Origin of the sequence: Escherichia sp. E2562, assembly GCF_005781075.1 — a bacterium.
GTDB lineage: Bacteria > Pseudomonadota > Gammaproteobacteria > Enterobacterales > Enterobacteriaceae > Escherichia.
The window spans coordinates 151,670-175,771 of the sequence record NZ_VATM01000006.1 but is presented as its reverse complement, the minus strand read 5'-3'; the positions used below and the strand labels follow the sequence as shown (position 1 = coordinate 175,771).

Sequence of the window (24,102 nt, the reverse complement as noted above, 5' to 3'; positions counted from 1 at the left end):
GGTACATGCTCGTGGCCCAACACACCGTTTATTTCCCGGACGCCTTTCTGACACAAATGCGCGAAGCCATGCCTTCGACGCTCTCTTTTGATGATTTTCTCGCCGCCTGTCTGCGCCCGTTGCGCCGCAGCATTCGCGTAAATACCCTGAAAATCTCCGTTGCTGATTTCCTGCAATTAACCGCCCCTTACGGCTGGACGCTAACGCCGATTCCGTGGTGTGAAGAAGGTTTCTGGATTGAACGCGATGATGAAGAAACCTTGCCGTTGGGCAGTACCGCCGAGCATTTAAGCGGCCTGTTTTATATTCAGGAAGCCAGTTCAATGTTGCCCGTTGCCGCATTGTTTGCCGACGATAATACCCCACAGCGGGTGATGGATGTCGCCGCCGCGCCTGGTTCAAAAACCACACAAATTGCCGCTCGCATGAATAACGAAGGGGCGATTCTTGCCAATGAATTTTCCGCCAGCCGGGTAAAAGTGTTACATGCCAATATCAGTCGCTGCGGTATCCGTAACGTCTCTCTGACTCATTTTGATGGCCGCGTCTTTGGTGCGGCGTTACCAGAAATGTTCGATGCCATTTTACTGGACGCCCCCTGCTCTGGCGAAGGGGTGGTGCGTAAAGATCCCGACGCACTGAAAAACTGGTCACCAGAAAGCAATCAGGAAATTGCTGCCACCCAACGGGAACTGATCGACAGTGCCTTTCATGCATTACGCCCTGGCGGTACGCTGGTTTACTCGACCTGTACCTTAAACAAGGAAGAAAACGAAGCCGTTTGCTTGTGGCTGAAAGAGACTTACCCCGATGCAGTAGAGTTTTTACCGCTGGGCGATCTCTTCCCTGGTGCGGACAAGGCACTCACCGAAGAAGGCTTTTTGCACGTTTTCCCGCAAATTTACGACTGCGAAGGCTTCTTCGTTGCCCGGTTACGCAAAACACAGTCGATTCCCGCCTTACCCGCACCGAAATACAAAGTGGGTAATTTCCCGTTTAGCCCAATCAAAGATCGCGAAGCCGCACAAATTCGCCAGGCGGCGACTGCCGTTGGCTTACAGTGGGATGAAAATCTGCACCTCTGGCAGCGCGATAAAGAACTCTGGCTGTTCCCTGCGGGTATTGAAGCCCTGATCGGTAAAGTCCGATTTTCCCGTCTGGGAATTAAGCTTGCTGAAACGCATAACAAAGGTTATCGCTGGCAGCATGAAGCGGTTATTGCCCTGGCCTCCCCCAACCATACGAACGCTTTCGAACTGACGCCTCAGGAAGCGGAAGAGTGGTATCGCGGGCGCGATGTTTACCCGCAAACCGTGCCAACTACGGATGATGTGCTGGTAACCTTCCAGCATCAGCCAATAGGTTTAGCCAAACGTATTGGCTCGCGACTGAAAAACAGTTACCCGCGTGAACTGGTGCGCGATGGGAAACTTTTTACCGGTAACGCCTGATAGCGCACAAAAAAAGCGCACTTTTTGACTGGCACATTCGCCTGCCTCAACTACGCTGAAAAATGGTGCGATCGGACTGGTCGTACCACAACCGGCAGATAAATGGAGAGCACGAAGATGAAAACCAGTGTGCGCATAGGCGCTTTTGAAATCGATGACGGCGAGTTACACGGCGAATCGCCAGGTGATCGAACATTAACAATTCCTTGTAAATCTGACCCCGATTTATGTATGCAACTTGATGCCTGGGACGCCGAAACCAGCATTCCAGCTCTACTAAACGGCGAACACTCTGTCCTGTACCGTACCCGCTACGATCAAAAGTCTGATGCCTGGATTATGCGTCTTGCCTGATCCAAAAAGAACCCGTCGGCATGACGGGTTATTTATTCTGGTTATTTCCCCGAAGTAAAATCCTCTCCTAAACTTAACGGTACGGCACCACACTTCGAGGATGAAATGTTCGCGCTGGTACTTTTTGTTTGCTATCTGGACGCTGGCTGTGAAGATATTGTTGTTGATGTTTACAACACGGAACAGCAGTGCGTCTACTCAATGGACGATCAACGGATCCGCCACGGCGGCTGCTTTCCTGTTGAGGATTTTATTGATGGGTTCTGGCGGCCCGCGCAGGAGTACAGTGACTTTTAATTACTGGAGTTGTTCCACGGTGAGTGTCCCTCCGAAGACGGCGCCAGTGTCTATATAATGCAAGTTTCCAATATCTACTCGATGAGGTAACGGCGTATGACCAAACCAGAAATGGTCAGCACCGGTAATTCCCTGCCCTTTTTGGCCTTCACGTAATCGCGAACGACTCCACAATACCTGGTGCAAATCGACGTCCTTTTGCCATTGATAAACGTCGTCAGGATAATCAGCATGGGCAATAACGTGTTTGCCAGTGCGACTGTTTAATTCAAGAATAAAAGGCAAATGCTGGCATTTGCTAAGCGCCCTTTCTGCTTGCTTCTGTTGCTTATCTGCCAGCGCAGCAAACCAGTCGCCACCGTTCATATACCATAAAGACATCTGCTGCGCGGCCAGTGCATCTATCGCCATCTGCTCATGATTGCCTCTTACCGCTCTGACCCAGCGTTGCTCCAGTAGTTGAAGACAACGCAAACTCTCCGGACCACGATCAATAACATCACCTACCGAGATCAATAAGTCTTGCCACGGGTCAAAACGGCAATGCCATAATTTGATACGCAGTAGCCCAAGGCAGCCATGAATATCCCCCACCAACCAGATATGTCGCCAATGGCTGCCATCAATTTTCTGATAGGTGCGGCCTGCCTCTTTCATCAATTTTTTACTCCCGCGCAGAAGGTCACATTATTTTAACATAAATGTTAAAAAAGGCTGGACTGAAGCAGTAGAGTGTGTGTTATGGTTGATTGTGAAGTCAGCACAGGGAAAACAGTGATGTATTCATCCGCTGGCTTAATAGATAAAAAGAGACCGAATACGATTCCTGTATTCGGTCCAGGGAAATGGCTCTTGGGAGAGAGCCGTGCGCTAAAAGTTGGCATTAATGCAGGCTTAGTTGCCTAGCCCTTTAAGAATAGATGACGACGCCAGGTTTTCCAGTCCACACGAAAAGTGGTCAGAAAAAAGCGTCTTAATCATCGTTTTAAAAGTAAAAAAACGCCCGATCTGATAAAAGATCCTGGGCGTTTTTTTTGGCAAATCAAAAGACTAATTCAGGTAATCAGCAAAGTTTTTCAGCTCGTTCTATAAATGGCATCAGGCTCATTTTTTCACCGGGTTTGTTGGGATCTTCAATCTGGATCACTGAAATAGGCTGGGCCTTAGTCTTCCCACTGGAAACCTCTTTTTGCGCAACATCGTTCAAAGGGTATTGCACCAGGGTGCTGGGGTTAATGACATACAGCGCATTACCTGGTCGGCATGTCAACATCACTTCTTCGCGATTAAACGCCCATTTGTCTTTGCCAATTTCAAAACGGCTGACGGTAATTACCTGAGGAGCCGCCAGCGCCGCAGTGGAACTGGTGAGCAACAAAAACGCCAATATACTTTTTTTCATCATTTATCGTAATCCATCAAAACGGTTCCAGAGTCGCTAGCAGGCTGATAATCACCAGTACCACCGCGCCTATCGCCCATTCGAGTTGAGTCATCCATACAAACCAGGGAACAGCCCGGACTTCATCATGCCGCATTCTCGGGACCAGAACATAACGATTTGCCAGCGCGATAACCACCATAATCATAACCAGTATGACTTTGAGCAATAAGAGCTGGCCCCAGTAAGAGGCAAGCGTGGGGGGAAATCCCGTGATGAGTAATGCATTGAGCACACCACTCACTAGCACGCCAATGACAGCAAAATGTCCGCACCAGGAAAAACGCATCAGCGCATGAATGGCCGGGCGTCTCCAGCGCCCTTTCACCAGCCGCATACACCAGACAACCGGCAGTAGCCCTCCAAACCATGCTGCAGCACAGATAAGATGTACGGCATGATTGGTCTGATGAATTTTTGCGGTTAATCCTTCATTTAATGTCGCGTGTCCCATACCCGCCATCAGGATAAATTGCGCGGTAGTCAGCATGAACAGTAACCGCAACATATTCCGTGGTTGCATCAGAACGACGGTCAACGTAACGAGAGCGAGAACGATTTGCCAGATCCAGACGCCTCCGAAGTGCGTTTGTAACACCGACTGCCAGATGCTCAGCGAAACGACATCTGGCCATCCCGCCCCCATCAACCCACCCTGAACGGCGAACATCGCTGCGGCACTGATCAAACTCCATGCGGCTGCGTGCTGTTGTAAACGCAAAAAACGCTTCGTCAATAATCGACGAATCGTCACTGGTGCCAACCATGCCCCGTACATCGCGAAGCCAAAAACCAGCATCAGAGAGATAAAATGGATAAATCGCAGTGTGACCCAGGTAAGCGCTAGCATGCTTTATTTCACTGTAAAGGTGTACTGCCCTTTGGTTTTATGTCCGTCCACCGAAACAACATGCCAGTCAACGGTATAACTTCCGGGATTCAGGGCATCGGCAAGCGGAACGATCAATTGCTTTTTGTCTTGTTCATTACGTTTCGCGGGTAATGTTTTAACATTTTCATTCTTCGGGCCGATGATTTTGGCCCCACTGAATCCAGGTTCAATACCTTCAGAGAAATTTAAAGTAATGGCCTGTGGGGCAGCGGTGACCGCCGCATTCGCCGCAGGATACTGGTGAGTCAGGTGCGCATGAGCCCAGACGGAAGGGGCCGCCAGCGAACCGGCAATTATTGCCAGTGTATAACGAAGAGAACGCGCAGTTGAAACCATATTATCTATTCCTTTTTGTAATGAGTTTTTTACAGAGCATAACCTTGTCTAATGAGAGAGTCGAGGATCATCAATTCAGGCTTGCCATCCTGGCTGACTCTTAGTAACTTTTGCCCGCAATTAACGAGGAGACACCGTATGCTGAAGAATCTGGCCAAACTGGATCAAACTGAAATGGATAAAGTAAATGTCGATCTGGCCGCTGCCGGAGTGGCATTTAAAGAACGGTACAATATGCCGGTGATTGCTGAAGCGGTTGAACGTGAACAACCGGAGCACTTGCGTGGCTGGTTTCGTGAGCGCCTTATCGCCCACCGTCTCGCCTCTGTAAATCTGTCACGTTTACCTTACGAGCCCAAACTTAAATAAACCTTATATTAAGTTACACTTTCTTACATGGTGGCTGCTAAATTATAAGTATTTTCTCATACACGCCATTATTCGCAGACACTATGAAAAGGAAGTCATCATGTCGTACTGGAAAGTTGCAGCAGCACAATATGAGCCTCGTAATGCTTCACTCACTGAACAGGTAGCCCATCATCTGGAGTTCGTGAGGGCTGCCGCCAAGCACCAGTGCGAACTGTTGGTTTTTCCCTCACTTTCTCTACTGGGATGCGATTACAAACGTCGTCCGCTTCCGTCTCCGCCCGATCTCTCGCTTTTAGACCCGCTTTGTTATGCAGCAACAACCTCGCGAATGACCATTATTGCTGGCCTTCCCGTTGAATATAATGAGCGGTTTATTCGCGGTATTGCAGTATTCGCCCCCTGGATGAAAACGCCAGGAATTTATCATCAAAGTCATGGTGCATGCCTGGGTCAACGTTCCGAAACCATCACTGTAGTGGATGGCCAACCGGAAGGTATTGATATGGACCCGAGTTGTTCACTCTTTACAACCGGGCAATGCATCGGTGAACCTGACCTGTTGGCATCGACCCGACGCTTAGAGTTTTTCTCACATCAATACTCCATCGCTGTGCTAATGGCGAACGCCCGCGGGAACAGCGCGCTATGGGATGAACATGGCCGCCTTATTGTCCGCGCCGATCGCGGTTCTCTTTTGTTGGTTGGTCAGCGCTCTTCGCAGGGTTGGCAAGGCGATATCATTCCATTACGCTAGGCGTTTTCTTCCTGGAGCATGACCATGTTGCGCATTATCGATACAGAAACCTGCGGTTTGCAGGGAGGGATCGTTGAAATTGCCTCTGTTGATGTTGTTAACGGGAAAATCGTCAACCCTATGAGCCACCTGGTGCGTCCCGACCGTCCCATCAGTCCACAAGCCATGGCGATTCACCGTATCACAGAGTCCATGGTTGCCGACAAACCGTGGATTGAAGAAGTTATCCCGCACTATTACGGTAGCGAATGGTATGTCGCCCACAATGCCAGTTTTGACCGCCGGGTATTGCCAGAAATGCCCGGTGAGTGGATTTGCACCATGAAACTGGCTCGTCGTTTGTGGCCAGGAATCAAGTACAGCAATATGGCACTGTATAAATCGCGCAAGCTGAATGTCCAGACACCATCGGGTCTGCATCACCACCGCGCGCTGTATGATTGCTATATTACCGCAGCCCTGCTTATCGATATTATGAACACATCAGGCTGGACGGCGGAGCAGATGGCGGATATCACCGGGCGGCCGTCGTTGTTGACGACGTTCACGTTTGGCAAGTATCGCGGTAAAGCCGTATCAGACGTTGCAAAGCGCGATCCGGGCTATCTGCGCTGGTTGTTTAACAACCTTGACAGTATGAGCCCGGAGTTACGTTTAACCTTGAAGCATTATCTGGAGAGTGTTTAACCCGCTGATTGGCCTGGTAATGTCCCCTGCGCCAGGGCTATCAGAAAAGCATATTCCATCGCCACACCTTCGTAGGATTTAAAACGTCCGGATTTACCGCCATGCCCTGAATCCATGTCGGTACAAAGCAATAATAGATGGTTATCAGTTTTAAGCTCGCGCAGCTTAGCCACCCATTTTGCCGGTTCCCAGTATTGCACCTGTGAATCGTGTAATCCGGTCGTTACCAGCAGATGCGGATAAGCCTGAGCCGTGACATTGTCATACGGGCTGTAGCTTTTCATATACTCATAATATTGCGGATCCTGCGGATTTCCCCACTCTTCAAATTCGCCGGTAGTAAGAGGAATCGACTCATCAAGCATCGTTGTTACAACATCAACAAACGGTACCTGGGCAATCACGCCGTGGAATAACTCGGGGCGCTCATTAATTGCAACGCCCATCAACATACCGCCAGCACTGCCCCCCATCGCATAACAGAGTGAAGGTGAACCGTAGCCCAGTTTTAACAATGCGTCGCAGGCATCGAGATAGTCATTAAAGGTATTTTTCTTTTTCAGGAATTTACCGTCTTCGTACCATTGCTGCCCCAGTTCGCCGCCACCACGGACATGGACAATGGCGTAGACAAAACCGCGATCCAACAAACTCAGGCGGCTAAAACTAAAATCGGCATCAATGCTTGCGCCGTAAGAGCCATATCCATATACCAGCAGCGGGTTGTGGCCTTTCTGGAAATGCTTGCGATGATAGACCAGCGAAACAGGCACTTCGACGCCATCACGGGCAGTGATCCACAAGTGTTCGCTGCGGTAATTCGCCGCATCGAAACCGGGGACTTCCGTTTGTTTTAATACCCGACGCTCTCCAGTATCCATATCCAGTTCAAACAATGTATCTGGCGTAGTCATGGAGGAATAGCCATAACGCAATCGTGAGGTTTCAGGTTCCGGGTTATAGGCAATCCAGGTAACGTAAGCCGGATCATCAAAGGCAATGCCGATAACCTCCCGCGTTTTGCGGTTGATTTGCCGCAGACTGGTTAACCCACGCTGACGCTCTTCAACCACCAACCAGTCAGTAAACAGCGTAAAGCCTTCGAGCATGATGTTATCGCGCGGTGGGATTAACTCTTCCCACTCTTGCTCATCACGCATACGGGTACGGTATAAGCCAAAATTTTTGCCGTTGCGGTTGGAGCGCAGATAAAACCGATGCTGGTAGTGATCAAGACTGTATTCGTGATCTTTGCGACGCGGTAAAAAGACAAACGGCTCGGCATCGGCCAGCTCTGCATCCAGCAGCCGAACTTCACTGGTAGTAGCGCTGGCAAGATGAATAACCACATAGTGTTTCGACGTCGTTTTATGTAGGCTGACGTAAAAGGTATCGTCTTTTTCTTCGTAAATCAGTTTGTCTTCAGATGCTGGAGTGCCAATGGCATGCCGCCAGACCTGATACGGCAACAACGTCACTGGATGCTTGCGAACATAATAAAATGTCCAGGAGTCATTCGCCCAGACAAAGCTGGGTTCCACGTTATCCAACAGTTCGGGATACCAGTTGCCCGTTTCCAGATTGCGAAAACGGATACCGTACTGGCGTCGGGAAAGAAAATCTTCTGCAAGTGCCATAATCGTGTTATCGGGCGTAATCGCCATTCCGCCCATTGAATAAAATTCACTGTGCGCCGCCCGTTTGTTCGCATCGAGCAGAGTCTCCCATTCGTCCCACTCTTCACTGAACGCCGACTGACGCTGGTAGATTGCATATTCACAACCAGGTTCATAAATTTGCCGGTAGCGATAGCCATTTTTGACGTAAGGTGCAGAGACTTCTCTTTGCGGTATGCGGTCAATGATTTCTTTTAATATCCGATCCTGCAAAGCTTGTTGCGACGCCATGACCTGATGACCGTAGCTATTTTCTTGTTGCAGGTAATCCAGCACTTCCGGCTGCGAGCGTGTGTCGTCCCGCAGCCAGTAGTAATTATCGATGCGCGTGTCGCCATGAAGCGTCATGGCATGGGGGATGCGGGCGGCTTTTGGTAGCATGTTATTGTTCTTTCTGGTTGAAACATCTTATAAGGGTGGCAAAACTCACCCGGGATGCAAGCGAAACAGGGCGGTCATTGTATAGATGATGACAGGTAATGGTGTGAAAATCGAAAGGATGTCGCCAGCGAAAATTAATTCGCTCAAATAGCTGTGCGGTTTTGTATAGCCCGATAAACAGGCATATCAGGCTATACGGAGTGAGATATTATTCAGACAAAGTGCGTTTTTGCTGTTCGAGATCGCGTTCAATTCCTTCACGGACTTCCTGGGGAATTTTCAGCGCATCCCCCAGTGCATTCAGGTAACTGCGCTCCATAAAATGGTCAATATCAATAGCCGCACAGCTCAGGAAATAGATCTCCAGTGCCTCTTCTTCGTTGCGAACCCCCTGGGCCAGGCGCTGCGGATCCAATGGTTGCTCGATTGCCTGTTCGATAAGTACACGCCCCTGCTCTTCAACACCAGCTTCACGCAATTGCTGGTCGATAGCCGCGCGTTCTTTACTATCGATATGACCATCGCTTTTGGCAGCAAAAACCAGGGCGAGGATTAAACGTTCTGTACGTTCATCCAGCGGCGTACTTTGGGTGCCGTATTGCGGTTCGTTCTGATGCGCCGCACGAATTTTATCTTTGTATTTGTTCCACAGTACTGTACCAGCGACCGCTCCGCCGCCAACCAGCAACGCGTTTGTACCGTATTTCGTTAATAGTTTACGTGCTGATTTATTGGCAACCAGCAGTCCTGCCAACCCGCCTAATGCGCCGGGTACTAAAAGTTTGCCCAATCCCTGATCTGTAGACGAAGAGGAAGCGCTGCTTTGCCCAAGAAGGGATTGCAGTTGATTTAACCAGTTAGCCATATTTACTCCTCGATTCACTATTTTAATGGCAACAGCATAGCGAATGAGGATGTCAGAAAGTGTATATAGAGACAAAAGATGCGCAAATAAGCGGGACGGGAGGCAGTCCTCACAGGAAATTCACGTCATGTAAGGTGCCGGGTGATGTGATTAATTTGAAACTTGTAGATTTGATTGTAATTGCCTGATGCGAACCTGGCGCTTCTTATCAGGCTTGTGGGGGCTGGTACATTGTTGGGCGGATAAGGCGCTCGCGCCGCATCCGCCAACGGTCAGCCGAATTATCAGAAGCCATTAGCGCCGCTGATATTCCGCCATTCCCGCTTTACAATCCACATTAACCAGATAATGAATATCGGCACTTTTACCACGCACGGTCAGCGGTACCGACCATTTATCATCTTTCCCCTGAATGTCCTGCAAACTAACCCACGCCACCGGATCGGCCTGACCGACGATTTTTTGATCGTCTGCCCAGCGCGCCACGCGGTTTTGCTGATAATCACGTTTTACACTCGCAGCGATTCCGGCTGCATCTAAACCTTCACATTTGGGGAAAGTTACCGACTTGCTGGTTTCGTTATTGGCAGCGAAAACTGATGTACAGGCGGAAACCAACAACAGCCCCAACAACGCTCCTCTTTTTTTCATGTTTTTCTCCATAGCACAATGATTCAGGAGAAAGCATGGTACAAATTATCAGGAGCGCAAGTTGCTTCAGGCGGCGTGGGTTTCACCTTCCCCATCCGTGTCAGTATCAACCACCTGAGGAGAAGGTAATTTACCGGTTTTCAGAATGGTACTAAGCACATCTTTCTGTTCCGCCAACCACAAAGAAAGCGCCTCACGCTGCTCGTCTTCCATTGTCACCGGAGAATTCGCCAACCATGTGTCGAGTAGATCCGCTGTATCGAGCATTTTGTCATAAGCATCGGCTTCCTTTTTGCTGGTAAACGACATCTTCTCTTCGCCCTCACGAATGACCACGTATTTAATTTCAACCGCCATTTGCAGCCTCTCATCATAACTGTAATTTTATACAGTATATTTCTTTTCAGTCGAGAAATCAACGCAGGCAATCAAGCAATAAAGACACGCGCAAACGTTTTCGTTTATACTTCACGCGGAATTAATCAGGGGATATTCGTTATGACGTTATTAGGCACTGCGCTGCGTCCGGCAGCAACTCGCGTGATGTTATTGGGCTCCGGTGAACTGGGTAAAGAAGTGGCTATCGAATGCCAACGCCTCGGCGTAGAGGTGATTGCGGTCGATCGCTATGCCGACGCGCCCGCCATGCATGTCGCGCATCGCGCCCATGTCATTAATATGCTGGATGGCGACGCATTGCGCCGTGTTGTTGAACTGGAAAAACCACATTATATCGTGCCGGAGATCGAAGCTATTGCTACCGATATGCTGATCCAGCTTGAAGAGGAAGGGCTAAATGTTGTCCCCTGCGCGCGTGCAACACAATTGACGATGAACCGCGAAGGTATCCGTCGTCTGGCGGCGGAAGAGCTTCAGCTTCCCACTTCAACTTATCGTTTTGCTGATAGCGAAGACCTTTTCCGCGATGCGGTCGCCGCCATTGGCTATCCCTGCATTGTTAAACCGGTGATGAGTTCTTCCGGCAAGGGACAGACGTTTATTCGCTCTGCCGAACAACTGGCTCAGGCATGGGAGTACGCCCAGCAAGGTGGTCGCGCCGGAGCGGGTCGCGTGATTGTTGAAGGCGTCGTTAAGTTTGATTTCGAAATTACCCTGCTGACCGTCAGCGCGGTGGATGGTGTTCATTTCTGTGCGCCTGTAGGTCATCGCCAGGAAGATGGTGACTATCGTGAATCCTGGCAACCGCAGCAAATGAGCCCACTGGCCCTCGAACGTGCGCAGGAGATTGCCCGCAAGGTGGTGCTTGCACTGGGTGGTTATGGTCTGTTTGGTGTCGAGTTGTTTGTCTGTGGTGATGAGGTGATTTTTAGTGAAGTCTCCCCTCGCCCGCATGACACCGGGATGGTGACGTTAATTTCTCAGGATCTTTCTGAGTTTGCCCTGCATGTGCGTGCTTTCCTGGGACTGCCGGTGGGCGGGATTCGCCAGTATGGTCCTGCCGCTTCAGCCGTTATCCTGCCGCAACTGACCAGCCAGAATGTCACGTTTGACAACGTGCAGGAGGCCGTTGGCGCAGGTTTGCAGATTCGTTTATTTGGTAAGCCGGAAATTGATGGTAGCCGTCGTCTGGGGGTTACGCTGGCTACAGCAGAAAGTGTTGATGAAGCGATTGAACGCGCGAAGCACGCCGCCGCACAGGTAAAAGTACAAGGTTAAATCTGGCAAAAACGCGACAAAAATGCCCGATTCACGATCGGGCATTTTGACTGTTACAGCTTCGCGCCTTCTACTGCTTCACGCGCCAGCTTAGTAATGCGGTCGTAATCGCCTGCTTCCAGCGCATCTGCCGGAACCAGCCAGGAACCACCAATGCACAGTACGCTTTTCAGCGCCAGGTAATCACGGTAGTTAGCCGGAGAAATACCGCCAGTCGGGCAGAAACGAACCTGAGAGAACGGACCCGCAATTGCCTGCAGTGCTTTCACGCCGCCATTAGCTTCTGCCGGGAAGAATTTGAACTCTTTCAGGCCGTAGTCCATACCCAGCATCAGTTCGGAAACAGTGCTGATACCTGGAATCAGAGGAATAGTCCCTTCTGTCGCCGCTTTCAGCAGTGGTTCAGTCAGACCTGGGCTGATTGCGAACTGTGCGCCCGCTTCAGTTACTTCTGCCAGTTGCTGCGGATTCAGAACCGTACCGGCACCCACAATCGCTTCCGGCACTTCTTTGGCGATAGCGCGGATAGCATCAACTGCACACGCCGTACGCAGAGTCACTTCCAGAACGCGCACCCCACCAGCAACCAACGCTTTTGCCATTGGCACCGCGTGTTCCAGTTTATTTACCACGATAACCGGTACAACCGGGCCGGTGGTCAGGATTGATTCTGCACTTGTTTTCCAGTTTTTCATCAGAGTTTTCTCTCGCCTGATTACAAATTTTGTCGTCTTAAAAAGTGATACAGGTTGCGCCCTGTTCGGCACCGGACAGTTTTTCGCGCAAGGCGCTGAATAATTCACGTCCTGTTCCCACGCGTGACGCGCTCAGGTCAGGAATGTGCGGTTCGCGAGCAGCCAGTTCAGCTTCGTCTACCAGCAGCGTCAGTTCGCCTGTCTGTCCATTCACACGAATGATGTCCCCATCGCGCACTTTTGCCAGCAGCCCACCATCGTAGGCTTCTGGTGTTACGTGGATAGCTGACGGCACTTTACCTGAAGCACCAGAGAGTCGTCCATCGGTAACTAACGCAATTTTGAAACGCCGGTCCAATAATACACCAAGTGGCGGCATGAGTTTATGTAATTCTGGCATTCCGTTCGCTTTTGGCCCCTGATGGCGGACAACAACCACACAATCACGGTCCAGCATACCCGCTTCAAAAGCAGGCATAACGTCATGCTGGCTCTCAAAAACAACAGCAGGCGCTTCAATCACCTGGTTTTCAACCGGCACTGCAGAGGTTTTCATGACGGCACGGCCCAGGTTGCCGCTTAACACTTTTGTCCCGCCATGATGCGAGAAAGGTTGTTCAAAGGAAGCAATCACATTGCTGTCGAGCGATTTGTCTGCACCTTCGCGCCAGTCCAGCTCGCCGTTATTCAGCCATGGTTCGAGGGTATAGCGCGAAAGACCAAAGCCCGCCACCGTATTGACATCTTCATGCAACAGGCCAGCCTTGAGCAGCTCACGCACCAGAACCGGTACACCACCCGCCGCCTGGAAGTGGTTAATATCGGCCGGACCGTTTGGATACAAACGTGCCATCAGAGGTACGACATCAGAAAGATCAGAGAAGTCATCCCAGTTGATCTGAATACCGGCCGCTCGCGCCATCGCCACCAGGTGCATCGTGTGGTTAGTGGAGCCACCGGTCGCCAGCAGCGCAACAATACCGTTCACCACCACTTTCTCGTCGATCATCTTACCGATCGGCATCCATTCATTACCGTTGCCAGTCATGCGTGTAACCTGGCGCGCAGCGGCTGCAGTTAATGCATCACGTAACGGGGAGTCTGGATGAACAAAAGAAGAGCCCGGCAACTGCATCCCCATAAACTCCACCACCATCTGGTTGGTGTTGGCAGTACCGTAGAAAGTACATGTACCAGGGGCATGATAAGACGCAGCCTCTGACTCCAGCAGTGCCATTCGATCCACCTTCCCTTCGGCATAAAGCTGGCGAATGCGCACTTTTTCTTTATTTGGCAACCCGCTTGCCATCGGACCTGACGGCACAAATACCGCAGGCAGATGACCGAACGACAGCGCGGCCATCGTCAGCCCTGGGACAATCTTATCGCACACGCCGAGGAACAGCGCGCCATCAAACATGTTATGGGACAGCCCCACCGCCGCAGACATCGCAATCACTTCACGGCTTAACAGCGACAGTTCCATACCATCCTGCCCCTGGGTGACACCATCACACATCGCCGGAACACCACCCGCAACCTGGCCAACCGCATTAGCTTCATGCAGTGCTTTACGAATAATCTCTGGATAATGTTCATAAGGCTGGTGGGCGGAGAGCATGTCGTTGTAGGAGGTGATGATAGCGATATTGTTACGCAACATGCTTTTCAGGGAGGCTTTGTCTTCTGGCTGGCAAGCTGCGAAACCGTGAGCCAGGTTACCGCATGCCAACTGCGAACGATGAACGGTCGAAGTTTTCGCTTGTTCGATCCGGGCGAGGTAAGCAGAGCGAGTCTCGCGCGAACGTTCAATGATTCGATTTGTTACGCGTAACAATTGTGGATTCATAAAGGCTCCTGAAATTGAGTTGTCAGAGCAGGATGATTCACAACGCGTTTCATTCAGAGGATTTATGAGTGAAACGCCTGTAACCGGAGCTCATAGGGCAGAAACGTTTCAGTCAGTGTAATAAAAAAAGCCTCGCGGGTGAATCCACGCGAGGCCTGAAAGTGTAAAAATTGTTCTACAATCTGTGCAAGATCATGTTACCGGTAAAATAACCATAAAGGATGAGTGCAAATATTACTCAAACTCATTCCAGGAACGGCCATCACGGGTAATCATCGCCACCGAAGCAACCGGTCCCCAGGTTCCGGCCTGATATGGTTTCGGCGCATCGTTATCCATCGCCCATGCTTCAGTAATGGAGTCCACCCATTTCCACGCTTCTTCCACTTCATCACGACGTACAAACAGTGCCTGAATACCGCGCATGGTTTCCAGCAGCAGGCGTTCATAGGCATCTGCCAGATGCGTCTGATTAAAGGTTTCTGAATAGCTCAGATCCAGCTTGGTGATTTGCAGGTTATGTTTGTGATCCAGACCCGGGACCTTGTTCAACACTTGAATATCCACGCCTTCATCAGGTTGCAGACGGATAGTCAGTTTGTTCTGTGGCAGGTCCTGCCACGACTCTTTAAACAGATTGAGCTCTGGCGTTTTGAAATAGACCACCACTTCAGAGCATTTGGTCGGCAAACGTTTACCGGTACGCAGGTAGAACGGTACGCCAGCCCAGCGCCAGTTGTCGATATCGACACGGATAGCCACGAAGGTTTCCGTGTTACTGCTTTTGTTTGCGCCCTCTTCTTCCAGGTAGCCCGGCACTTTTTTGCCCTGGGCGAAGCCCGCAGTGTATTGCCCGCGTACGGTTTTTTCGCGTACGTTGGAGCGGTCAATGCGGCGCAGAGACTTCAGTACTTTCACTTTTTCATCGCGGATGCTGTCTGCGCTCAGATCAGACGGCGGAGACATCGCAATCATGCAGAGAATTTGTAACAGGTGATTCTGGATCATGTCGCGCATCTGACCGGCTTTATCAAAATAGCCCCAGCGCCCTTCGATCCCCACTTCTTCTGCCACGGTAATCTCAACATGATCAATAGTGCGGTTGTCCCAGTTGTTCACAAACAGAGAGTTAGCAAAACGCAGCGCCAACAGGTTCAGCACCGTTTCTTTACCAAGGTAATGGTCGATACGGTATACCTGGCACTCCTCGAAATATTCACCGACCTGATCGTTGATTTCCTGCGAGGTCGCCAGCGACGTACCCAGCGGTTTTTCCATCACCACACGCGCCGGTTTGCCGTTCAGTTTCGCCTCACCAAGCCCTTTGCAGATTGCGCCAAAAGTGCCTGGCGGCATGGCAAAGTAGTTAATGGTGATACGATTTTTTTGATCCAGCATCGCACCAAGACGGCTGAATGCAGCGGTGTCATTGACATCGAGATTACAAAAATCCAGACGTGCACTCAGGGTGTCCCATAAACCTTCATCAATAGTTTCTTTCATGAAGGTTTCTAGCGCTTCGCGGACTACTTTGGTATATGCCGCTTTATCCCAGTCAGCACGCCCTACGCCGATAATACGGGTATCCGGGTTGAGCTGACCGGCTTTTTCCAGTTGATACAGGGAAGGCAGCAATTTACGACGCGCAAGGTCGCCTTTCGCGCCGAAAATGACCAGGTCACAAGCCTGGGCTGTTTGCGTTACCGCCATGTCATTCTCCTTAAGTTAACTAACCCGGTACTTAAGCCTGGGTATACTTGTAATTTTCTTACGGTGCACTGTACTGCTTTTACGAGCTTGCGAAAACTGTAAACGCTTATCCACCCGTGCGATTACGGCAAAAGCGCGCAAAGTGCGACAAAACTGATAAAAAAATCATCGTTTTCCATTGGGTAAAAATCTGACACTGATCATGTTATGAAAAAAAATGACAACTTTTTTATCCGCTTTTGTCATTAATACGACACACAGGCGTAATATCAGACCAAACTGCATTTCGATTTCTTTCAGTGTGGAAATCGTCATTACCGTGAGTCTCTTTACATCATGAATATGCTGGAAAAAATCCAGTCTCAACTGGAACATTTGAGCAAATCAGAACGAAAAGTCGCCGAGGTCATTCTTGCTTCGCCTGACAACGCGATCCATTCGAGTATTGCTGCTCTGGCGCTTGAGGCCAATGTTAGCGAACCAACGGTGAATCGTTTCTGTCGCAGCATGGACACCCGCGGTTTTCCTGATTTTAAACTTCATCTGGCACAAAGCCTGGCAAATGGCACGCCCTATGTTAATCGCAACGTTAATGAAGATGACAGCGTTGAATCATACACGGGGAAAATATTTGAGTCGGCAATGGCCACGCTCGATCACGTCCGTCACTCGCTGGACAAATCTGCTGTCAACCGTGCCGTCGATCTCCTGACTCAGGCCAAAAAAATCGCCTTTTTCGGTCTGGGCTCTTCTGCCGCCGTCGCCCACGATGCGATGAATAAGTTTTTTCGCTTTAATGTTCCAGTGGTTTACTCCGACGATATCGTGTTGCAACGCATGAGTTGTATGAATTGTAGCGACGGAGACGTGGTTGTGCTGATTTCTCACACCGGAAGAACCAAAAATCTGGTTGAACTGGCGCAGTTAGCACGGGAAAACGACGCGATGGTAATTGCCCTCACCTCCGCCGGTACGCCACTCGCCCGGGAAGCAACGCTGGCAATTACCCTCGACGTACCTGAAGATACTGACATTTATATGCCCATGGTGTCTCGACTTGCGCAGTTGACCGTGATAGATGTGCTGGCAACAGGATTTACTTTGCGACGCGGCACAAAATTCAGAGATAACTTGAAGCGGGTCAAGGAAGCGCTCAAGGAATCGCGCTTTGATAAGCAGTTACTTAAATTGAGTGACGATCGCTAAATCGATTATCACTGTTCTATCTTTATACGATATTCGCATGTGTTTAAATTACAACCATAATGGTTTTAGTTTATGCGAATTCATGTTCAAGCAACACCTGGTTGTTTCAGTCAACGGAGTATTACATGTCCAGAAGGCTTCGCAGAACCAAAATCGTTACCACGTTAGGCCCGGCTACCGATCGCGATAATAACCTTGAAAAGGTCATCGCAGCGGGTGCAAACGTCGTACGAATGAACTTTTCTCATGGCTCGCCTGAAGACCATAAAATGCGCGCGGATAAAGTTCGTGAAATTGCCGCAAAACTGGGTCGTCATGTGGCTATTCTCGGTGACCTTCAGGGGCCAAAGATTCGCGTATCTACCTTTAAAGAAGGTAAGGTTTTCCTCAATATTGGGGATAAATTCCTGCTGGATGCCAACCTGGGCAAAGGTGAAGGCGATAAAGAAAAAGTCGGTATCGACTATAAAGGTCTGCCTTCTGACGTCGTGCCTGGCGACATTCTGCTGCTGGACGACGGTCGCGTACAGTTAAAAGTGCTGGAAGTTCAGGGCATGAAAGTGTTCACCGAAGTGACCGTCGGCGGCCCTCTCTCCAACAATAAAGGGATCAACAAACTCGGCGGCGGTCTGTCGGCTGAAGCGCTGACAGAGAAAGACAAAGCAGACATTAAAACTGCGGCATTGATTGGCGTAGATTATTTGGCTGTCTCTTTCCCACGCTGCGGCGAAGATCTGAATTATGCTCGTCGCCTGGCGCGCGATGCAGGTTGTGATGCGAAAATTGTCGCCAAAGTTGAACGTGCGGAAGCCGTTTGCAGCCAGGATGCAATGGACGACATCATCCTCGCTTCTGACGTGGTGATGGTCGCACGTGGCGACCTCGGCGTAGAGATTGGCGATCCCGAACTGGTTGGGATTCAGAAAGCGCTGATTCGTCGCGCGCGTCAGCTGAACCGCGCAGTCATTACTGCTACCCAGATGATGGAATCGATGATTACCAACCCAATGCCGACGCGTGCAGAAGTCATGGACGTGGCGAACGCCGTTCTGGATGGTACTGACGCCGTAATGTTGTCTGCGGAAACCGCCGCTGGTCAATATCCATCTGAAACCGTTGCTGCAATGGCGCGTGTTTGCCTGGGTGCCGAAAAAATCCCGAGCATCAATGTGTCTAAACACCGCCTGGACGTTCAGTTCGACAATGTGGAAGAAGCTATCGCGATGTCCGCAATGTACGCAGCTAACCACCTGAAAGGCGTTACCGCGATCATCACCATGACCGAATCTGGTCGTACCGCGCTGATGACTTCTCGTATCAGCTCCGGTCTGCCGATTTTCGCCATGTCTCGTCATGAACGCACGCTGAACCTGACTGCGCTTTATCGTGGTGTTACGCCGGTCTATTTTGACAGTACAAATGATGGCGTGGTTGCTGCCAGCGAAGCAGTTAATCTGCTGCGCGATAAAGGCTACCTGATGTCTGGTGATCTGGTGATTGTCACCCAGGGCGACGTGATGAGTACCGTGGGTTCGACGAATACCACGCGTATTTTAACGGTAGAGTAAGTTAGTTGCCGGATGCGGCATAAATGCCATATCCGGCCTACAGGACCGTGATAATTCAATAAATTACGATCAACCTGTAGGGCCGGCATGCGCATAGAATAAATGCGCACTTAACATTAGACGAGAGCCTCTCCTCACGAGAGGCTTTTTTTATTTGATGGGATAAAGATCTTTACGCTTATACGGCTGGATTTCGCCCGGTTTGCGCGTTTTCAGCAATTTTAAAATCCAGGTGTACTGCTCTGGTCGCGGACCAACAAAAATCTCAACTTCTTCATTCATACGCCGCGCAATGGTAGCGTCATCCGCCTCTAACAGGTCATCCATCGGTGGACGAACCTGAATCGTCAGACGATGGGTTTTGCCATCATAGATTGGGAACAACGGAACGACACGCGCGCGACACACTTTCATCAGGCGACCAATTGCTGGCAGCGTCGCTTTATAGGTTGCGAAAAAATCAACAAATTCGCTGTGTTCAGGTCCATGATCCTGATCCGGTAAATAATAGCCCCAGTAGCCCTGACGAACCGACTGGATGAAAGGTTTAATACCATCATTTCTCGCGTGCAGACGACCGCCAAAACGACGACGCACCGTGTTCCAGACATAATCAAAAACCGGGTTGCCCTGATTATGGAACATCGCTGCCATTTTCTGCCCTTGTGAGGCCATCAGCATAGCGGGGATATCAACTGCCCAGCCGTGCGGTACCAGAAAGATCACTTTCTCGTTGTTACGCCGCATCTCTTCGATGATCTCCAGCCCCTGCCAGTCGACGCGAGGTTGGATTTTCTCCGGCCCACGTATCGCCAGTTCAGCCATCATTGCCATCGCTTGTGGCGCGGTGGCAAACATCTCATCAACAATCGCTTCGCGTTCGGCTTCGCTACGTTCTGGAAAGCAGAGAGACAGATTGATCAACGCCCGACGACGTGAGCTTTTACCCAGTCTTCCGGCAAAACGCCCCAACCGCGCAAGGATGGGATCACGGAATTTCGCTGGTGTTAAGGCAATACCGGCCATTGCCGCCACGCCCAACCAGGCTCCCCAGTAACGAGGGTGACGAAAGGATTTATCAAACTCAGGAATATATTCGCTATTATTTTTTTTCGTTTCCATGCTTTTCCAGTTTTGGATAAGGCAATAATCAATCTGGTGGTAGTGTAACGGCGCAACTTGCCCCGCACCAAATAAAAAAGCCGGCACTGACTGCGTACCGGCTGCCAATGGGTATTAATTAATCAAACTGTAGCTGCGGTACAATCTCCTTGGCCTTCGCCAGGAAATCGGTACGATCTGAACCGGTCAGCCCTTCAGTACGCGGCAGTTTCGCTGTCAACGGGTTCACAGCCTGTTGGTTAATCCATACTTCATAGTGCAGATGTGGCCCAGTTGAACGCCCGGTGTTACCGGAAAGCGCGATACGATCGCCACGCTTCACCTTCTGCCCCGGTTTAACCAGAATCTTACGCAGATGCATATAACGCGTGGTGTAGCTGCGACCATGACGAATCGCGACATAATAACCAGCGGCGCCACTGCGTTTAGCAACGACCACTTCACCGTCCCCCACCGAAAGCACCGGCGTACCCTGCGGCATCGCAAAATCAACGCCTCTGTGCGGCGCAATGCGAGCGGTTACCGGGTTCAGACGACGCGGGTTAAAGTTAGACGAAATGCGGAACTGTTTTGCCGTCGGGAATCGTAAGAATCCCTTCGCCAGGCCCGTACCGTTGCGGTCGTAGAATTTGCCATCTTCAGCGCGAATAGCATAGTAATCTTTGCCTTCTGAACGCAAACGCACGCCCAACAGTTGGCTTTGTTCACGTTTGCCATCAAGCATTTCACGTGACATTAATACCGCAAATTCGTCACCTTTTTTCACTTTGCGGAAGTCCATCTGCCACTGCATTGCTTTAATCACCGCGCTCACTTCAGCGCTGGTTAAACCTGCACTTTGGGCGCTGGCAACAAAACTTGTCCCAACGGTTCCTTTCAACAGACTATTAACCCACTCCCCTTGCTGCATTTCGCTGGTCATTTTAAAACCATTAGCAGCGGTGCGGTCATAGGTACGAGTTTCGCGGCGAGACACTTCCCAGGTCAGACGCTGTAACTCGCCATCAGCTGTTAATGTCCAGGAGAGTTGTTGACCAATTTTCAGGTTACGCAGATCTTTATCAGCAGCAGCAAGTTGGGTGATATCACCCATCTCAATACCATATTGATTAAGGATGCTACTTAACGTGTCGCCCGTAGAAACGACATATTCATGAACGCCGGCTTCACCAGCGATTTTGTCGTCCAGTTCGTCCTGTGGAATGGCTTCATCTTCTTGCGCAGCTTGATCAATCGGCTCACTGGCCTCAGGTAAGAGAGAACGAATTTCGTTCTGTTCAAGCTCAATGGTTTTGACAATAGGCGAGGCGTCTCGGTGGTAAACATAAGGCCGCCAGACAGCGACGGCCAGTGTAAGAACGGTGAGCGACCCCAACATAACGCGGTGTGGTCGCGGTAAATTATTAAACGCCAGGGCGACAGAGCGGGCTATCTGTTGCACGTAATCACTTCCTCATTAATCTCCTTTCAGGCAGCTCGCGTACTGGTTAGCTAATTGATTCAGGAATTCTGAATAGCTTGTTTTGCCCAGTTTGATATTCGTCCCAAGGGGATCCAACGTTCCCATACGAACGGATGTCCCTCGTGCGACGCTTTCAACGACCGCAGGCCTGAACTGTGGCTCAGCAAAAACGCAAGTTGCTTTTTGCTCAACCAACTGTGTTCTTATTTGATGTAAACGCTGCGCGCCAGGTTGAATCTCTGGGTTTACGGTAAAGTGACCAAGCGGTGTCAGTCCGAATTGTTTTTCGAAGTAGCCGTAAGCATCATGAAAAACGAAATAACCTTTTCCCTTGAGCGGCGCGAGCTCGTTACCAACCTGTTTCCTACTTGAAGCTAATTGTGCCTCAAATTCCATCAGGTTGGCGTCAAGTTTGGCTCGACTTTGCGGCATAAGTTCCACTAATTTTCCATGGATTGCAACCGCTGTAGCCCGCGCTATCTCTGGGGAAAGCCAAACGTGCATGTTGAAATCGCCGTGATGGTGATCTTCGTCACTTTTTTCCGCGTGGTCATGATCATCATCAGCGTCGTGAATGCTTTTCATCAGCAGCGGTTTTACACTCTCAAGCTGCGCAATGGTTACCTGCCTCGCTTCGGGTAATTTACTCACGGGCTTTTGCATAAACGCTTCCATTTCCGGTCCAACCCAGACAACTAAGTCCGCGTTCTGTAAGCGTTTTACATCAGATGGACGCAGTGAATAATCATGTTCAGAGGCCCCATCAGGAAGTAACACCTCCGTCTCTGTTACTCCATCAGCAATAGCGGAAGCGATGAATCCAACAGGTTTAAGCGAAGCGACAACGGCAGCTTCTGCTACCTGAGTTGCACTGCCCCAGAGAGCAGCAGATAATGCTGCGAAAAGAAGCGTTTTTTTATGTAACATAATGCGACCAATCATCGTAATGAATATAAGAAGTGTGATATTATAACATTTCATGACTACTGCAAGACTAAAATTAACATGACAAGTCTGGTTTCCCTGGAAAATGTCTCGGTTTCATTTGGCCAACGCCGCGTCCTCTCTGATGTGTCGCTGGAACTCAAGCCTGGTAAAATTTTGACCTTACTTGGGCCGAACGGCGCAGGTAAGTCGACATTGGTTCGGGTTGTCCTCGGGCTGATAACACCAGATGAAGGTGTTATCAAGCGCCACGGAAAACTGCGCATTGGTTATGTGCCACAGAAGCTGTATCTCGACACCACGTTGCCACTGACCGTAAACCGTTTTTTACGCTTACGCCCCAGAACACATAAGGAAGATATTCTGCCTGCACTAAAACGCGTTCAGGCTGGGCATCTTATTGACGCGCCAATGCAAAAGCTCTCTGGCGGTGAAACGCAGCGTGTACTACTCGCGCGCGCATTGTTAAATCAGCCCCAGTTATTAGTTCTGGATGAACCCACCCAGGGCGTGGATGTGAATGGTCAGGTGGCGTTATATGACCTTATTGACCAGTTACGTCGCGAACTGGATTGTGGCGTTTTAATGGTGTCTCACGATCTGCATCTGGTAATGGCAAAAACCGATGAAGTACTTTGCCTTAACCATCACATCTGTTGTTCTGGCACACCAGAAGTCGTTTCCCTGCATCCGGAATTTATTTCGATGTTCGGGCCTCGTGGAGCTGAACAGCTGGGTATTTATCGCCATCATCATAATCACCGCCACGATTTACAGGGGCGAATTGTTCTGCGTCGGGGAAGTGATCGCTCATGATTGAATTATTATTTCCCGGTTGGTTAGCCGGGATTATGCTGGCCTGTGCCGCAGGTCCTTTGGGTTCTTTTGTTGTCTGGCGTCGTATGTCTTATTTCGGCGATACGCTGGCCCATGCGTCTTTACTTGGAGTGGCCTTTGGTCTGTTGCTGGACGTGAATCCCTTCTATGCAGTGATTGCCGTTACGCTGCTGCTGGCGGGCGGTCTGGTATGGCTGGAGAAGCGTCCACAGCTGGCGATCGATACGTTATTGGGAATTATGGCGCACAGTGCCTTGTCGCTGGGCCTGGTCGTTGTCAGTCTGATGTCTAACATTCGCGTTGACTTGATGGCATACCTGTTCGGTGATTTGCTGGCAGTGACGCCGGAAGATCTCATCTCCATCGCCATTGGCGTGGTCATTGTGGTGGCAATTCTGTTCTGGCAATGGCGTAATTTACTGTCGATGACCATTAGCCCGGACCTGGCATTTGTCGATGGCGTGAAATTACAGCGCGTGAAATTGCTGTTGATGCTGGTAACAGCATTGACGATTGGTGTGGCAATGAAATTTGTCGGGGCGTTGATTATTACCTCGCTGCTGATCATTCCGGCGGCTACCGCACGTCGTTTCGCCCGTACACCGGAGCAGATGGCAGGTGTCGCTGTTTTGGTGGGGATGATTGCTGTAACCGGTGGTTTAACTTTTTCAGCGTTTTACGATACGCCTGCGGGTCCGTCCGTGGTGCTGTGTGCTGCTCTGTTGTTTATTTTGAGTATGATGAAAAAACAGGCCAGCTAATTTCGCCTGAACACATTTGTCGGATGCGGCGCAAGCGCCTTATCCGACCTACGGTTCGTTATACATGCCAGGCCTGATAAGACGCGAACAGCGTCGCATCAGGCACATTGCCA

The 24,102-nt window shown here is 50.2% G+C and carries 25 protein-coding genes; 11 read left to right on the top strand and 14 right to left on the bottom strand.

The genetic code is table 11. The features are described 5' to 3' along the window. Positions 1-11 precede the first annotated feature (11 nt). The 3 genes from rsmF to FEK43_RS12435 all read left to right on the top strand — a co-directional run bounded on the left by rsmF (position 12) and on the right by FEK43_RS12435 (position 2,102). Entirely contained in the window at positions 12-1,451 is a 1,440-nt protein-coding gene (gene rsmF, locus FEK43_RS12445) for a 16S rRNA (cytosine(1407)-C(5))-methyltransferase RsmF (protein ID WP_135407046.1), read from the top strand. Between the two features lie 117 nt (positions 1,452-1,568). Further along, on the top strand, positions 1,569-1,805 hold the full coding sequence (locus FEK43_RS12440) for a YebV family protein (RefSeq protein ID WP_002431586.1): 237 nt from the start codon (positions 1,569-1,571) through the stop codon (positions 1,803-1,805). 105 nt (positions 1,806-1,910) lie between these two features. Further along, a complete protein-coding gene (locus FEK43_RS12435) occupies positions 1,911-2,102 on the top strand; it encodes a YebW family protein (protein WP_130208463.1) in 192 nt (63 codons plus the stop codon). On the opposite strand, the gene pphA is transcribed toward FEK43_RS12435, so the two are convergent. From pphA to yobA, 4 genes are all read right to left on the bottom strand, one after another. Further along, positions 2,103-2,759, bottom strand: coding sequence for a protein-serine/threonine phosphatase (pphA, locus tag FEK43_RS12430; RefSeq protein ID WP_135407048.1), 657 nt, complete (start codon positions 2,757-2,759; stop codon positions 2,103-2,105). Between the two features lie 406 nt (positions 2,760-3,165). After that, a complete protein-coding gene (locus FEK43_RS12425; protein ID WP_130208467.1) occupies positions 3,166-3,507 on the bottom strand; it encodes a YebY family protein in 342 nt (113 codons plus the stop codon). Between the two features lie 13 nt (positions 3,508-3,520). Continuing rightward, on the bottom strand, positions 3,521-4,393 hold the full coding sequence (gene copD, locus FEK43_RS12420; protein WP_135407053.1) for a copper homeostasis membrane protein CopD: 873 nt from the start codon (positions 4,391-4,393) through the stop codon (positions 3,521-3,523). 3 nt (positions 4,394-4,396) lie between these two features. Then, on the bottom strand, positions 4,397-4,771 hold the full coding sequence (gene yobA / locus FEK43_RS12415; protein WP_130208471.1) for a CopC domain-containing protein YobA: 375 nt from the start codon (positions 4,769-4,771) through the stop codon (positions 4,397-4,399). A gap of 138 nt (positions 4,772-4,909) precedes the next feature. Here yobA and holE point away from each other — a divergent pair, with 138 nt between their 5' ends. The 3 genes from holE to exoX all read left to right on the top strand — a co-directional run bounded on the left by holE (position 4,910) and on the right by exoX (position 6,584). Beyond that, positions 4,910-5,140, top strand: a complete 231-nt coding sequence (gene holE, locus FEK43_RS12410) for a DNA polymerase III subunit theta (protein WP_000916758.1) — start codon at positions 4,910-4,912, stop codon at positions 5,138-5,140. Between the two features lie 100 nt (positions 5,141-5,240). Next, on the top strand, positions 5,241-5,897 hold the full coding sequence (gene yobB, locus FEK43_RS12405; RefSeq protein WP_135407055.1) for a carbon-nitrogen hydrolase family protein YobB: 657 nt from the start codon (positions 5,241-5,243) through the stop codon (positions 5,895-5,897). Between the two features lie 24 nt (positions 5,898-5,921). Next, positions 5,922-6,584, top strand: coding sequence for an exodeoxyribonuclease X (exoX, locus tag FEK43_RS12400; RefSeq protein WP_130208475.1), 663 nt, complete (start codon positions 5,922-5,924; stop codon positions 6,582-6,584). On the opposite strand, the gene ptrB is transcribed toward exoX, so the two are convergent. The 4 genes from ptrB to yebG form a co-directional block, all read right to left on the bottom strand. Further along, positions 6,581-8,641 carry an oligopeptidase B gene (gene ptrB / locus FEK43_RS12395; protein ID WP_130208477.1) on the bottom strand — a complete coding sequence of 687 codons (2,061 nt, stop codon included), beginning with the start codon at positions 8,639-8,641 and terminating at the stop codon, positions 6,581-6,583. The two genes, exoX and ptrB, sit on opposite strands and share 4 nt — an antisense overlap. A 208-nt stretch (positions 8,642-8,849) precedes the next feature. Further along, complete coding sequence (locus FEK43_RS12390; protein ID WP_135407058.1) at positions 8,850-9,506, bottom strand: tellurite resistance TerB family protein; 657 nt, start codon at positions 9,504-9,506, stop codon at positions 8,850-8,852. 294 nt (positions 9,507-9,800) lie between these two features. Then, on the bottom strand, positions 9,801-10,157 hold the full coding sequence (gene yebF, locus FEK43_RS12385; RefSeq protein WP_130208481.1) for a protein YebF: 357 nt from the start codon (positions 10,155-10,157) through the stop codon (positions 9,801-9,803). Between the two features lie 66 nt (positions 10,158-10,223). Beyond that, a complete protein-coding gene (gene yebG / locus FEK43_RS12380; protein ID WP_130208483.1) occupies positions 10,224-10,514 on the bottom strand; it encodes a DNA damage-inducible protein YebG in 291 nt (96 codons plus the stop codon). 141 nt (positions 10,515-10,655) lie between these two features. Here yebG and purT point away from each other — a divergent pair, with 141 nt between their 5' ends. Beyond that, entirely contained in the window at positions 10,656-11,834 is a 1,179-nt protein-coding gene (gene purT, locus FEK43_RS12375) for a formate-dependent phosphoribosylglycinamide formyltransferase (RefSeq protein WP_135407060.1), read from the top strand. 53 nt (positions 11,835-11,887) lie between these two features. On the opposite strand, the gene kdgA is transcribed toward purT, so the two are convergent. The 3 genes from kdgA to zwf all read right to left on the bottom strand — a co-directional run bounded on the left by kdgA (position 11,888) and on the right by zwf (position 16,088). Further along, a complete protein-coding gene (kdgA, locus tag FEK43_RS12370; RefSeq protein ID WP_064529269.1) occupies positions 11,888-12,529 on the bottom strand; it encodes a bifunctional 4-hydroxy-2-oxoglutarate aldolase/2-dehydro-3-deoxy-phosphogluconate aldolase in 642 nt (213 codons plus the stop codon). A gap of 37 nt (positions 12,530-12,566) precedes the next feature. Further along, entirely contained in the window at positions 12,567-14,378 is a 1,812-nt protein-coding gene (gene edd / locus FEK43_RS12365; RefSeq protein ID WP_130208487.1) for a phosphogluconate dehydratase, read from the bottom strand. Between the two features lie 234 nt (positions 14,379-14,612). Continuing rightward, the gene (zwf, locus tag FEK43_RS12360; RefSeq protein WP_130208489.1) at positions 14,613-16,088 is read right to left on the bottom strand and encodes a glucose-6-phosphate dehydrogenase; all 1,476 of its coding nucleotides are present in this window, start codon (positions 16,086-16,088) and stop codon (positions 14,613-14,615) included. A 336-nt stretch (positions 16,089-16,424) separates the two neighbouring features. Between zwf and hexR the strand changes: the two genes are divergently transcribed. Both hexR and pyk read left to right on the top strand, forming a co-directional pair. Then, the gene (gene hexR, locus FEK43_RS12355) at positions 16,425-17,294 is read left to right on the top strand and encodes a DNA-binding transcriptional regulator HexR (protein ID WP_105289041.1); all 870 of its coding nucleotides are present in this window, start codon (positions 16,425-16,427) and stop codon (positions 17,292-17,294) included. A gap of 125 nt (positions 17,295-17,419) precedes the next feature. Beyond that, the gene (gene pyk / locus FEK43_RS12350; protein WP_130208490.1) at positions 17,420-18,862 is read left to right on the top strand and encodes a pyruvate kinase; all 1,443 of its coding nucleotides are present in this window, start codon (positions 17,420-17,422) and stop codon (positions 18,860-18,862) included. 150 nt (positions 18,863-19,012) lie between these two features. Here the strand turns inward: pyk and lpxM are convergent, their stop codons facing one another. From lpxM to znuA, 3 genes are all read right to left on the bottom strand, one after another. Beyond that, positions 19,013-19,984, bottom strand: coding sequence for a lauroyl-Kdo(2)-lipid IV(A) myristoyltransferase (gene lpxM, locus FEK43_RS12345; protein WP_130208491.1), 972 nt, complete (start codon positions 19,982-19,984; stop codon positions 19,013-19,015). A 118-nt stretch (positions 19,985-20,102) separates the two neighbouring features. Then, positions 20,103-21,425, bottom strand: a complete 1,323-nt coding sequence (gene mepM / locus FEK43_RS12340; RefSeq protein ID WP_130208492.1) for a murein DD-endopeptidase MepM — start codon at positions 21,423-21,425, stop codon at positions 20,103-20,105. A 15-nt stretch (positions 21,426-21,440) separates the two neighbouring features. Then, the gene (gene znuA, locus FEK43_RS12335) at positions 21,441-22,373 is read right to left on the bottom strand and encodes a zinc ABC transporter substrate-binding protein ZnuA (protein WP_138158578.1); all 933 of its coding nucleotides are present in this window, start codon (positions 22,371-22,373) and stop codon (positions 21,441-21,443) included. 78 nt (positions 22,374-22,451) lie between these two features. On the opposite strand from znuA, the gene znuC reads away from it, so the two are divergent. Beyond that, on the top strand, positions 22,452-23,207 hold the full coding sequence (gene znuC, locus FEK43_RS12330; protein WP_135407062.1) for a zinc ABC transporter ATP-binding protein ZnuC: 756 nt from the start codon (positions 22,452-22,454) through the stop codon (positions 23,205-23,207). After that, positions 23,204-23,989 carry a zinc ABC transporter permease subunit ZnuB gene (znuB, locus tag FEK43_RS12325; RefSeq protein ID WP_130208494.1) on the top strand — a complete coding sequence of 262 codons (786 nt, stop codon included), beginning with the start codon at positions 23,204-23,206 and terminating at the stop codon, positions 23,987-23,989. Before znuC ends, znuB begins: the two co-directional genes overlap by 4 nt. The last annotated feature ends 113 nt before the right edge of the window (positions 23,990-24,102 follow it).